This is a genomic window from Luteibacter sp. GL_149, assembly GCF_057834065.1.
On record NZ_CM174395.1, the window covers coordinates 2,989,126 to 3,001,002 of the forward strand.

At 60.8% G+C, this 11,877-nt stretch carries 10 protein-coding genes; 7 read left to right on the forward strand and 3 right to left on the reverse strand.

Going from position 1 to position 11,877, the window contains the following annotated elements; translation table 11 throughout:
* Position 1: 1 nt before the first annotated feature.
* A complete protein-coding gene (locus tag AC3IR3_RS13265; RefSeq protein WP_489192753.1) occupies positions 2-3,193 on the reverse strand; it encodes a TonB-dependent receptor in 3,192 nt (1,063 codons plus the stop codon).
* 802 nt (positions 3,194-3,995) lie between these two features.
* Between AC3IR3_RS13265 and AC3IR3_RS13270 the strand changes: the two genes are divergently transcribed.
* Positions 3,996-4,838, forward strand: a complete 843-nt coding sequence (locus AC3IR3_RS13270; protein WP_489192755.1) for an isocitrate lyase/PEP mutase family protein — start codon at positions 3,996-3,998, stop codon at positions 4,836-4,838.
* Positions 4,839-4,943: 105 nt separating this feature from the next.
* Here the strand turns inward: AC3IR3_RS13270 and AC3IR3_RS13275 are convergent, their stop codons facing one another.
* Complete coding sequence (locus AC3IR3_RS13275; RefSeq protein ID WP_489192757.1) at positions 4,944-5,837, reverse strand: LysR family transcriptional regulator; 894 nt, start codon at positions 5,835-5,837, stop codon at positions 4,944-4,946.
* A gap of 134 nt (positions 5,838-5,971) precedes the next feature.
* On the opposite strand from AC3IR3_RS13275, the gene AC3IR3_RS13280 reads away from it, so the two are divergent.
* On the forward strand, positions 5,972-6,754 hold the full coding sequence (locus tag AC3IR3_RS13280; RefSeq protein ID WP_489192759.1) for an SDR family oxidoreductase: 783 nt from the start codon (positions 5,972-5,974) through the stop codon (positions 6,752-6,754).
* A 112-nt stretch (positions 6,755-6,866) separates the two neighbouring features.
* Positions 6,867-7,760, forward strand: coding sequence for a helix-turn-helix domain-containing protein (locus AC3IR3_RS13285; RefSeq protein ID WP_489192760.1), 894 nt, complete (start codon positions 6,867-6,869; stop codon positions 7,758-7,760).
* A 35-nt stretch (positions 7,761-7,795) separates the two neighbouring features.
* Here the strand turns inward: AC3IR3_RS13285 and AC3IR3_RS13290 are convergent, their stop codons facing one another.
* Entirely contained in the window at positions 7,796-8,569 is a 774-nt protein-coding gene (locus tag AC3IR3_RS13290; protein WP_489192762.1) for an alpha/beta hydrolase, read from the reverse strand.
* Between the two features lie 455 nt (positions 8,570-9,024).
* On the opposite strand from AC3IR3_RS13290, the gene AC3IR3_RS13295 reads away from it, so the two are divergent.
* The 4 genes from AC3IR3_RS13295 to AC3IR3_RS13310 are packed head-to-tail and all read left to right on the forward strand — an operon-like array spanning position 9,025 to position 11,865.
* On the forward strand, positions 9,025-9,288 hold the full coding sequence (locus tag AC3IR3_RS13295; protein ID WP_489192764.1) for a hypothetical protein: 264 nt from the start codon (positions 9,025-9,027) through the stop codon (positions 9,286-9,288).
* A 51-nt stretch (positions 9,289-9,339) separates the two neighbouring features.
* Entirely contained in the window at positions 9,340-9,726 is a 387-nt protein-coding gene (locus tag AC3IR3_RS13300; protein WP_489192765.1) for a hypothetical protein, read from the forward strand.
* 38 nt (positions 9,727-9,764) lie between these two features.
* Complete coding sequence (locus AC3IR3_RS13305) at positions 9,765-11,330, forward strand: phage tail sheath family protein (RefSeq protein ID WP_489192767.1); 1,566 nt, start codon at positions 9,765-9,767, stop codon at positions 11,328-11,330.
* A gap of 10 nt (positions 11,331-11,340) precedes the next feature.
* The gene (locus tag AC3IR3_RS13310) at positions 11,341-11,865 is read left to right on the forward strand and encodes a phage tail protein (protein ID WP_132143163.1); all 525 of its coding nucleotides are present in this window, start codon (positions 11,341-11,343) and stop codon (positions 11,863-11,865) included.
* The last annotated feature ends 12 nt before the right edge of the window (positions 11,866-11,877 follow it).

Here is an 11,877-nt window from a genome sequence, read left to right on the forward strand (position 1 = left end):
TTCAACCGCCATCGCCGAACTTGTACGTGATGCCCATGTAGTACTGGCGTCCGGCGTATTCGAGCTGATAGAGCCGCGCCCTCGTATCGCTGCCCAGGTACTCATGGGGCGTCGACTTCGTCAGGTTGATGATCGACGCGGTCAACATCAGGTGCTTGTTGAACTCGTAATCGCCGTTCAGGTCGATCTGACGGTAGGGCTGCGAATAGATGGGAAGACCCGCCGACAACCCTTGCATGGTGCGACCGGTCAAGTTGTCGCTGGCACGCAACAGCAGCCCATGCTTTTCATAGAACACCGAAACGTTGGCCGCGTACTTGGCGCTGCCGATCAGCTCCGATTTGCCGACCTGCGTGTCGCCGAGCGAGACGGGGGTCTCGTTGGTTTTGTTGAGCGTGTAGTTGGCGATGTAACCAAAGCCCGAGTCCCAGGTGTGCTGCGTGTAGAGCTCAATGCCCTTTGACGTGCCCGAGCGGCCGTTGGCATTGGTGCTGTACTGCATGAAGTTCTGCTGCGTGCCGCCGACGTTCACAGTAATGTTGTTGACGGTAACCGGTACGATGAAGTTCTTCACCTTCTTCTCGAAAAGATCGATGCCCACGACCGAGTGCGGCGCGTAGTACCACTCGCCCGCCAGGTCGAATTGCGTCGCCGTGAACGGCTTCAAGTCCGCGTTCGCGCCGCTGCCGTACCAACCCGGCAAGGGTGCGCCAAACTGCTTGCGGTCGTTGTAGTAAGCCTGGGTGTTGTTGGTGAGGCTGCCCAGTTGGGCCAGGTCGGTGTAGTTGGCACGGGCCATCGCCTGCGAACCGGCGGCGCGCAGCACGAAGTCGTCCGCGAAAGTCCACGCGATGTTGAAGCTGGGCAGGAGCTTGTTGTAACGCTTCGCCGTGGAGGCATTGGAGAACGTCTCGATCACCGACTGTTCGCGCGGGAGGTATTGGAAGTCACCCGGTGCGCACGCGCCACCGCCGATGTTCTTGCCCGTGGTCGGACAGATCAGGATGTTGCCGCCCCCATCGTGGTAATACACCGCGTTGTTGGTGGTGATCTCGTCGGCGATGGTGAGGTCCTGTTTGGTGGTGACAAAGCGCAAGCCCACGTTGCCGCGAACCGTGCCCGTGTCGAAGTTGGCCTGGACATAAGCTGCACCGATTTTCTCCTGGATCGAGGACTTGTTCTGGGGCTTGTTGTAGAGCGCCCGGTCGTAGGTCGAGTTGAGGTAGTTGTAGTAAGCCGGGAAATTGATCGCCGGGAAGACGTTGTCGTTGTATGCCCCGGTGCTGCCGTCGAGCGAGTTCGCCTGGAGGAAACCCGCGGGAAGCTGGCCGGCGTTTGGATCGCAGGTCTGGAACTGCGACGTCGTGCCCTTGCAGTACCACCGAACCTCGTTGCTCTGCTGCTCGGCGTGGTTGTCGCGGTATTTGACGCCAAACTGCAGCGATTGCATCCAGTTGGAATCGAAGGCCCACGTGAAGTCCGCCTGGGCGAAATTCTGCGAGTTGCTGGTATTGACCATGTTGGAGCCGGTCGAGCCAAGGTCCACCTGTCCGCCGCCGGCCAACATGTTCTGCAGCACGGCAGACGAGGCCGTGAGAGTCGGCTTGCCGTTCAACGTCCACGCGGCTCCGTTGCTGCCATCTACCCACTGGCCGTCGACGAAGTTGCGCGGCTTGGCGGCCATGTTGAGCTCCACCGACGGGCCGCCTTTCGCCCACGTGCGGCCGACGTTGAACGTTCCGCTGAGGCTACCGCCGTTATCCCACTCGCCTTCGAGGTTGAGCGTCTGCGAGGTAGCCTTTTCGACGGAGTAGTTGCCGTTCAACCACGGGATCTCCGTGGAGCAGACGTCCACCGCCTGGCGTTGCGCGCCGGTGACCGGGTTCGTCAACGAGTTACAGCCCTGGCCCTTGGGCGGAAGGACGTAGTTCGCACCGGTCACAACCGTGTGCGAAGGGTCGAACGTCAGGCCGTTGGGCGCGAGCAGCCGGCCCTGCTGGTCCGCATAGTTGCTGTTGCCGGGCAGGCCCCACTCGGGCACTTCCAGGGTATTGGTGATCTGGGTTTGCTGGCGCTCGAAGCGGAAGTAGTTACCGGTCAGCAGCAAATGGTCGCTGGGCTTGAACTGCATGGTGGCCTGGGCGCCCTTGGTCTTCAGGTCCAGCTGGTTCCGGCTCGTGGCGAACTGCTGCGGCATCCAGTAACCCGAATAGCTTTTGCCGGCCTGGTCGACCACGCCGCCGCCGGACCACAGGTCGATGTTGGGTGCCACGTCGCTGCCGTACGGATTGCCATGCACGTCCGTCGGCGGCGCGGTGCACGTGGCCCGGTCGGTGCAGTCGTTGCCCCACCAGTGCCAGCTCGAGGCGTTGGCCATGTAATCGACTTCCCGGCGCTTCTGGTACGAGCCCGCGACCAGGACGCCGAAGGTCTCGTCTTTGTTCTTCCAGGACCACAGGGCCGACACCTGGGGAGTGATCTTGTTGCTGTTGTCGGAGCCCGCTCCATTGACGGACACGAAGCCGTCATTCGCCTTCATCTCCAGCGGGCGGCGCGTGCGCAGGTCCACATTGCCGCCGATGCCGCCTTCGTCCAGGCGTGCTTCCAGGCTCTTATAGAGCTTGATTTCCGAAAACATGTTGGCCGGCATCAGCGTGTAGTTAAACGAGCGCGTCAGGCCGGTCGAGGTATCGGCCGAGGCCACGTAGTTGCCGTTCAATTCGGTCAGCGTCAGCTCGGGCGAAAGGCCACGGATGCTGACCGTCTTGCCCTCACCGGATTCGCGGCTGATGACCACGCCAGGCACGTGCGCAAGCGCGTCGGCAATGTTCTTGGCGGGGAACTGCGCGATGTTCTGCGCGTTGATGACCTCGACGATGGCATTGGCATCGCGCTTGTCCATCACGTTCTGGTCGATCGACTGGCGATAGCTCGTAACGACGACCGTGTCCAGGTTCGTGGGATTGGTTGTGCCCTCGTTTTTCTCCTTATCTGCCTTCTTGTCCTTGACGTTCTTCTTCGCCGTCGGGCTATCGGTCGTTTGTGCCGGCGCGAGTGCTGTCGTTGCGGCAGGCACCGATGTCTGCGCAAAGGCTAACGCGGGCACCCCCAGGTAGCCGGCGAATGACAAGGTCGCCGAGGCGAGCGCGGCGTACAGCGGCTTGCGCTTAAGCATGTGTGGCAGATAAGTCATTTCTTTTTATTCCCCTCAGTGGTGTGCGCCCTTGTGGAACCGGCGCGGTAATCCCCCCGTTACATCACTGCTTCAGATGCGCGATTTATCGCTGCATGTGGCCTCCTTCCTCATCGAGTTGGATCGATCCAAATTTTCGGCAATCAACGGGCCTGCGGCTCGTCGGCGATGGATGCTTCAAATTCCCGGATGCTCTACCGCAAAGGCCTGTTGCAACCTTGCCCAAGGCAGCGGTTACCCTTGTTGCGATCGTCGGTGGACGAGAGGCAACGTGGCGACAGAACGTGTTGTTTCCCGCCTACTGACTGGTACGGGGAATACGGCGGCAACTATCCATGCTGCTGGCAATAGTTCTCGCGAACGCGGGCACGCATGTGCCGCGCGAGTTTGTGATCATGAAAATACGGGCGGTTCTTGGTTTCATGTGACGGCTTCCCATTCCCCTCGGCAGGTCTGGCGGGAAACGGCAACGCGCGGACGGCGCTCGATGCGCACGTCCTTCAGCCCTCCCCACCCCGTCCAAGCCATTCGGATGCTTCGCGGCCACGGCATGACCCGAATCACTTTTGACTTAGATCGATCTAAATCCCCTGGGGACAGATTAAGACGCTAAAGCCGGAAGGTGTCACGCTGCGCTGCAAAAACCCGGCCTTCGACCGATGCGCTATCGCGCCGCGAAATGGTCGGATGTTCATGGCAACCATTCGACCGAAGGTTGCTTTTGGACAGATCGCTCTACCCTGACGCAGGCACGCTTCAGCGCTATCTTGTTCTGGCTCCGACCACGTCCCCAAGGAAATCCATGAAAGCCACGACACGCATTCGTCGGATGATCGACGGCAACGACATTCATATCGCGCCGGGAGCGTTCGATGGCATGACGGCGCGGTTGGTCGAGCAGGCCGGCTTCGAACTCATCTACGCAAGCGGCGGAGCGATTGCCCGGAGTTGCGGTTTTCCGGATATCGGACTCCTCAGTCTTACCGAAGTCCAGCAACGGCTCGAACAGATGGCCGAAGTCACCGGCGTGCCGATCATCGCGGATGCCGATACGGGATTCGGGAATGCCGCCAACGCGCGACGCACGATCCGCGCGTTCGAGCGCATCGGCATGGCGGCCCTGCACATCGAAGACCAGACATTTCCAAAGCGCTGCGGTCACCTCGACGACAAGTCGCTGATCTCGACAACGGAAATGGTCCACAAGATCAAGGTCGTAAAGGATGCCCAGACCGATCCCGACTTCGTGGTCATCGCGCGAACGGATGCCATCGCGACCGACGGCTTTCAAGCGGCGATCGACAGGTCGCATGCTTACCTCGAAGCGGGCGCCGACGTCATCTTCGTAGAGGCCCCGGAGACAGTCGAGCAGATTGAGGAGATCGCACGTCTGATTCCACAACCGAAGCTGATCAACATGTTCTACAGCGGCAAGACACCCCTGGTTCCACGGGAGCGACTGCGCGAGCTCGGTTATCGATTGGTGATTATTCCGTCCGACCTCCAACGGGTCGCCATCATGGCTTGCCAGCGGGTACTCGATGCTATTCACCGCGATGGGGACAGTGCCTCCCTGAAGGAAGACATGGTTTCTTTCCAGGATCGCGAAAAGATCATCGGGACGGATGACTATCTGTCGCTCTGACGAGACAAAAAGTAGCGCCGGTTGGCAACCTGCCGTGAGCAGGCGCAATAGTCCGCCAATGCGTGGGCGGCTCGATGAAAACGAGGCTCACGACACGCACGTGTTTCAGCGTTGGAAGAGCTCTGCCACCCAGTCCACGAATACGCGCACTTTCGTACTGAGCTCGCGACTTGGTGCGTAAGCGATAAACACATCCAGCTCAGGTGGCCGCCAGTCCTCGAGAACAGCGACAAGATCGCCGCGCTCGATCGCCGGGCGAACCATGAAGTCCAGCGTATGTATCAGACCGATGCCTGCCAACACGGTGGCCAAATGCGCATTGCTATCGTTGACCATGACATAGCAGTACGGCTCAATGACCAGCGGCTGGCCCTGGTGCTGAAAGTGCAAGGGAGGCACCACCCCACTGTGCGCTGAAAAATAGCCGGCAACGGGATATCCATCGTCGACGATCTGTTGCGGATGGGTTGGCACGCCATATCGATCCAGATAGGCAGGCGTGGCGCATGTAGTCCAGGCCAGTACACCGATCTTTCGGGATATCAGCGCGCCATCGTTGGCGGTACTGCGGATAGCGCAGTCGATGTTTTCGCCGATCAGATCGACGGTGCGGTCGGTAACGCCTAACTGCAGTTGAATATCGGGGTAGCGCGCGCAGAATTCCGGCAGCGCCGGGATCAGCAGGCCGCTGGCAATGGATCCTCCCGTGTCCACCCGCAGACGTCCGCGCGGGCTGGTTTGGGCACGCCCCAACGTTGCCTCGATATCGTCCAGCTCGGTGAGCAGATGCCTGGTGCGTTCGTAGTACGCAGCGCCATCGTTGGTCACGCTGACCCGTCGCGTACTTCGTTCAAGCAGCTTGATGCCGAGGTGCGCTTCCAGTGATTGGATGGCCTTGCTTAGCGTGGCGTTGGGCATGCGTAGCGATTGCGCGGCACGGCCGAAGCCACCCGTCTCAACGACGCGAGCGAACGCGCGTATAGCCTGCAGATGATCCATGACCGCACCTCGATGATGGATAGATTATTCCCCACTGGAAATAAAGAAACCACAAATCAGCCCTTTATTTCGAATTCCACAGTTCATAGATTGAAATCCGTAAGGCGGCATGCGCCGCTTAATGGAGGTTCCTCATGCACATTTCCGACCTGACCAACGTTCACACCACCAGGCACGCAGGCAAAGTCGCGCTGGTCACCGGCGGCAGTTCAGGCATTGGTCTGGCGACCGCCAGGCGACTGGTCCGCGAAGGCGCAACGGTTTTCATCAGTGGCCGCCGTCAAGCCGAACTGGACGCCGCCGTGGCCGACATCGGGCACGGCGCGATCGCCATTCAAGGCGACATCGCCGTGGCAGCACATCTGGACCGCATCTTCGCCACGATCGGGAAAGCGCATGGACACCTGGACCTCCTGTTCGCCAATGCAGGCGGTGGAGAATTTGCCCCACTCGGCACGATCACCGAGGCTCAGGTCGACAAGTACTTCGGCATCAACGTCAAAGGCACGTTGTTCACCGTCCAGAAGGCGTTGCCGCTATTGAGCAAAGGCAGCGCCATCGTGGTGACCGGATCGATCACGGCTAACCAGGGCGTACCGGCTTTTGGTGTCTACGCCGCAACTAAAGCAGCCCTGCGCTCGTTCGTACGCACCTGGGCATCCGACCTCAAGGGCAGGGATATCCGCGTCAATATCGTTGCTCCGGGCGTGGTGGTCACACCGGCCTACAAGTCTGAGCTTGGTATGAGCGACGATGACATTGAGCAGTACCTGCTCGATGTGGCCAGCAAGACCCCGCTGGGGCGCGCGGCTAGTGCCGACGAAATGGCCAAGGCGATGTCGTTTCTCGCCTCCGACGACGCCAGCTACATCACCGGCGCCGAACTGGTGGTTGATGGCGGCATGACGCAGATCTGATCTTTCGTGGGTGCGGTGACTTCCGCACCCACACCTTCAGTGCTGCGCAGCCTTGTGTTATGCGGCAACGGCTTGGCAAACTGTCTCCCGTTGGTAGACCTCGGGGGGCGGGATGACGGTTTCTTACCAGGATCACCTGCGCGCACTTCGTCGACCCGCCGCACCCTCGCTTTCCACGCGCCGACTCTTTAAATCCACGCTTGTTTTCAGCGAGGTCATCGGCGGGGCCGGTCACGGCATGACGGACCCCTTTCCCTATGACGACGCCTACCTGGTGTCCGTACGTCTTGTGGAAGGTCGACACGCCCGGGTTTTCTACGAGGGGAAGGAGGCCAAACGCTACGATCTTCGGCGCGGGGCAATGCATATCCACGATCTGCGCCGTCGACCTCAGGTGGAAGTGCTGGACCCCTTTCACATGCTCAACGCCTACCTGCCTCGACATTTTCTCGCCGCATTCTCCGAGCAGCATGGCCGGACCTTCAGTGACTTTCCCACCGACCATCGAGCCTCCGCGATCGATGCCACCATCGAAGCACTCCTGCGATCGTTGCAACCGGTGCTCGCCCGCCCGCACGAGGTCAGTGCGCTGTTCCTCGACCATGTATCGATGGCGCTGGCCGCGCATATATGCGCCACCTACGGTAGCCAGCCCTGCCCGATCGACGTCAATGTGGACGGTCTCTCCGCGCATCATCTGCAACGATGCCTCGATATGATCGAGGACTGCCTTGACTCGGATATCTCGCTTGCCTTCCTCGCTAAGGAATTCGGCATGTCGAGTCGACACTTCACACGACTGTTCGTGCGATCCACGGGGCAGCCGCCCTATCGCTATCTGCTGGGTCGCCGGGTCGCCCGGGCCAAAGTTCTGCTCAGGGAGCCGGCATTGAGTTTGTCCGATGTCGCGCAAGTCTGTGGCTTTGCGGACCAAAGCCACTTCACTCGCGTTTTCGCCGGTGCGACAGGCGTGTCGCCGGGCTCATTCAGACGCAACGCGTCATAAAGAGAAGGCCCCACTCGAGGCCTTCTCTTTACCGCTTACTTGCTTTGAGTCGCCACCTTCTTCGCCGCATCTTCGATCAGCGTCGCGACGACATTGGGATTCGACACGTAAATGGCGTGGCTGCCCTTCGTCTCCGCGACAGTAGCATTCGCCCGCTTTGCCATCGAGCGCTGCGCCACCGGCGGGATCATCCGATCGTCCGTGACGACGAGGTACCAACTCGGCCTGGTTTTCCAGGCCGGCTGCGTCACGGCTCCCGCGAAGGCGTTCACGCCCCACGGCACCTGCGAGTCCGCCATGAACACCGCTTTTTTGGGCGGCAGATCGCCGGCGAACGAGGCAGGAAACTTGCCGCTATCCAACAGCACGAATCCATCCTGCGGAGGCAGAATCGGCGGCACCGGTGCGCCCGGCGGCGGATTTTTGATCAGCGATTGAACCGATTCGCCAGCGTCCGGAGCGAACGCCGTGATGTAAACCAGCGCCTTGACGTTGGGCGCGTTACCCGACTCCGTGATCACCACGCCACCGTAGGAATGCCCGACAAGAACGACGGAACCAGGCAGCTTTTCCAGTACCCGGCGAGTGAAAGCGACGTCGTCGGACAGTGAGGTGGTCGGGTTCTGGACGATCGTCACTTCATACCCATCGTGTTTCAGGATGTCGTAAACGCCCTCCCAACCGGAACCATCGACGAAACCTCCATGAACCAATACCACCGAAGGGCGCGTATCGGCGGCGAAGGCCGATGCACCGGTCAACATCGTGCCGCCAACAACGGCAGCCGCAAGGTACTTACTGAGATTCATTGGTGAAGCTCCCACAGCGCGACAATGTGCGTACGGCCAACGGCGCTGCGGCGCTATCCGTACGAGGCCCTTCAAATGTGCCCTGGTACCTCTTACACACGGCATGTGTTCCTTGAAGTCGCGTCGCGGCAACGGCGACCCGTCGAGTTCCGACGATGGAATTCTTTGCCCTAAACCAAGCCGGGGTCTTGCCGGAAAGAGACCGCTCACTTGTCGAATCAGGACAGAGGTCAAGCCGCCGTCCAAGCGCATGAGCATCGCCACGCGCCGCCTGTGGCCGATTGGACTCAGGTACGGGCGAATTTGCCTCGCCTGCTTTGGCTGACGCTCGGGCGAATACGCCACACCCGCATCGATCGGGGCGATCCCGCCTCCACGATTTCAATGACTTGCCTCTGCCACCACGCTGGCATGCGCCTTGCTCGGTGACCTGCAATGGTTCGGTGGCAGATGCCATGACCGATGCAAGGCAAGCCCTGTTCGACATCGAGCGTCAGATCGTGGATTACCTGCAAGGGCATCCATGTGCGGCGGACAGCGTGCGCGGCATCCGGGAATGGTGGCTGGGAGGTAACGCCGAAGTGGACATCGCGCTGGTTGAACTGGCACTCGGGCAATTGCTGGTCCAGGGCCGCGTCACGCGTGTGTCGCTACCCGATGGCAGTTCGCTGTACGCCGGTCCGTCGTCCGGCATGCCAGACGATCCAACGCGGCAATAGACAGATAGACCAGGTCCGTCCGAACTCAATCGCATCGAGAGCAACCCGATCATGTCCGAGACACTGAACTGGAACGTTACCGCCACCGTCATCGGCGGACCGACGTTAAGCGACGCCAATACGGTCGTCGTCGACGGTTACGACAAGCTGGCCGTGCTTGTGCCAAAGGCTGCCGCGCCGACGCCAGGTACGGCCAACGTCACGGTGGGCCCCGGCAACTGGACCGGCGTGTCATTGCTATTCATCAAGCCATCGAAGGCGGATGCGGCGCTCACCTTTACCGCCGGAACGGTCACCGCGAAGCTCGACGGGCCGATCGCGCTGACCGGATCCGGAGCGGTCTCGCTGCTCGGTAGCGGCGCAGCGAAGCTGTCCTTCACCAACGCCTCAGATAACGACATCACCGTCGACATCCTGGTCGGCCGCAGCGCGAGCTGACCGGACGCCGTGTTCTACCTTCCATCGAGGGACGTGCCATGCCTGTTGCCCTGACCTACCCAGGTGTCTATGTCGAAGAGCTGGAAAGCCCGGTCCATACGATCACCGGTGTAGCCACATCGATCACGGCCTTCGTTGGGCGAACGATCCGGGGCCCAACGGATCGCCCCGTGCTGCTGCAAAGCTTTTCCGATTTCGTACGCGTATACGGCGGGCTATCGGTAGACAGCACACTCAGCTACGCCGTTCAGCAGTTCTATCTCAATGGCGGCAGCCAGGCGGTCATCGCGCGGGTGCATAACGGAGCCAAGCTGGCGTCGCTCACGATCGGAGGCGGCACGACATTGTCGGCTGCCAACGAGGGCAAGTGGGGCGATGGACTGCTGGTCCACATCGACGACGACACACGCGAAAAGCACGACTCGCCACCCACCAGCGATCCCAAACGTTTCAACCTGTACGTGAAGGACCCGGGCACCAACACGACGGAGTTCTTCCGCAACGTATCGGTCGACCCCGCCGATCCGCGATTCGTCATGACTGTGCTTCAGCAGCAATCCCAACTAGTGCGCGTGAGCACGATGGGCGCATCGCGACCGTCCCTCAACGCGGCCGTGCCCCCCAACGTCGATCCCTTCTCGAACCCCTCGTTCTATACGGCATTCAATGTGGCTGGCGGCGACGGTACGGCCGTTGGGGCGACGCAGATATCCGACCCCTCGCTGACCGGAAAGGGCGGAATCTGGTTGCTCGACAAGACCGACCTGATCAACATTCTCTGCATCCCGCCGTTCACGCGCGATGTCGACGTGACCACGCCAACGTGGGAAGCGGCTGCAGCGTATGCGAAATCGCGCAAGACCATCCTGATCGTCGATGCGCCTTCGGCATGGGCCGACACGCAAGCCGTCGTGTCCGGACTGGGTGCTGTCGTGACACCGACCGACAGCGCGGCCATCTATTTTCCGCGCGTCCTCATGGCCGATTCCCTGGCCGAGAACCGCTTGCAATCCTTTGCGCCCTGCGGCGTCGTCGCCGGTATCTATGCCCGCACCGATACCAACCGCGGCGTATGGAAGGCGCCCGCGGGCACCGACGCATCGCTGATCGGCGTCAGCGCCCTGACCGTCAACGGGTTCGACCCGGCATTGCTGAGCGACGCGGAGAATGGCGTCGTCAATCCACTGGGCGTGAATTGCCTGCGCCACTTCCCTGTGATCGGACGTGTGGTATGGGGCGCGCGCACGATGCGCGGCGCCGACGTGTTCGCCGACCAGTGGAAGTACGTGCCGGTTCGCCGGCTCGCCTATTTCATCGAGCAAAGCCTCTATCGCGGCACGCAATGGGTTGTGTTCGAACCGAATGACGAACCGCTATGGGCGCAGATCCGCCTGAACGTCGGCGACTTCATGCAGTCGCTGTTCCGGCAGGGTGCATTCCAGGGGTCGTCGCCAAAAGATGCCTACCTGGTCAAATGCGACCGCGAAACGACGACGCAGACCGACATCGACAACGGCACCGTCAACATCCTGGTCGGATTCGCGCCGCTCAAACCGGCCGAGTTCGTCGTGTTGCAGATCCAGCAGATCAGGGCGCAATCCTAGGAGATATCGCATGCCACAGTTCGCGGTCAATGCCACCCGTTTCGATCCTTACAAGAACTTCAAGTTCCGGCTGAAATGGGACGGACGCTACGTCGCCGGCATTTCAAAATGCAGCGCGCTCAAGCGCACCACGGAAGTGGTCGAGCATCGCGAAGGCGGCGACCCGTCCACGCCACGCAAGTCGCCCGGTCGCACGAAATACGAGCCCATAACACTGGAGCGTGGCGTAACGCACGACATCGCCTTCGAGCAATGGGCCAACAAAGTCTGGGCGGTAGGCGCCGGGTTGGGTTCGGAAATTTCGCTGAAAGACTTCCGCAAGAATCTGATCCTGGAGGTCTACAACGAAGCGGGACAACTGGCGATCTCGTATCTGATCTATCGCGCATGGGTGTCCGAGTACCAGGCATTACCGGATCTGGATGCCAACGCCAACGCCACGGCCATCCAGCATATCAAGCTGGAAAACGAGGGCTGGGAGCGCGATGTCGGCACGCTCGAGCCATCCGAGCCCAGCTTCGCGTTGCCTGGATAAGGACCGGACCTC

What these genes read in the sequence shown, in the direction of transcription:
- AC3IR3_RS13265 (WP_489192753.1), bottom strand. Translation starts at nt 3,193, where the DNA reads ATGACTTATCTGCCACACATGCTTAAGCGCAAGCCGCTGTACGCCGCG.
- AC3IR3_RS13270 (WP_489192755.1), top strand. Translation starts at nt 3,996, where the DNA reads ATGAAAGCCACGACACGCATTCGTCGGATGATCGACGGCAACGACATT.
- AC3IR3_RS13275 (WP_489192757.1), bottom strand. Translation starts at nt 5,837, where the DNA reads ATGGATCATCTGCAGGCTATACGCGCGTTCGCTCGCGTCGTTGAGACG.
- AC3IR3_RS13280 (WP_489192759.1), top strand. Translation starts at nt 5,972, where the DNA reads ATGCACATTTCCGACCTGACCAACGTTCACACCACCAGGCACGCAGGC.
- AC3IR3_RS13285 (WP_489192760.1), top strand. Translation starts at nt 6,867, where the DNA reads ATGACGGTTTCTTACCAGGATCACCTGCGCGCACTTCGTCGACCCGCC.
- AC3IR3_RS13290 (WP_489192762.1), bottom strand. Translation starts at nt 8,569, where the DNA reads ATGAATCTCAGTAAGTACCTTGCGGCTGCCGTTGTTGGCGGCACGATG.
- AC3IR3_RS13295 (WP_489192764.1), top strand. Translation starts at nt 9,025, where the DNA reads ATGACCGATGCAAGGCAAGCCCTGTTCGACATCGAGCGTCAGATCGTG.
- AC3IR3_RS13300 (WP_489192765.1), top strand. Translation starts at nt 9,340, where the DNA reads ATGTCCGAGACACTGAACTGGAACGTTACCGCCACCGTCATCGGCGGA.
- AC3IR3_RS13305 (WP_489192767.1), top strand. Translation starts at nt 9,765, where the DNA reads ATGCCTGTTGCCCTGACCTACCCAGGTGTCTATGTCGAAGAGCTGGAA.
- AC3IR3_RS13310 (WP_132143163.1), top strand. Translation starts at nt 11,341, where the DNA reads ATGCCACAGTTCGCGGTCAATGCCACCCGTTTCGATCCTTACAAGAAC.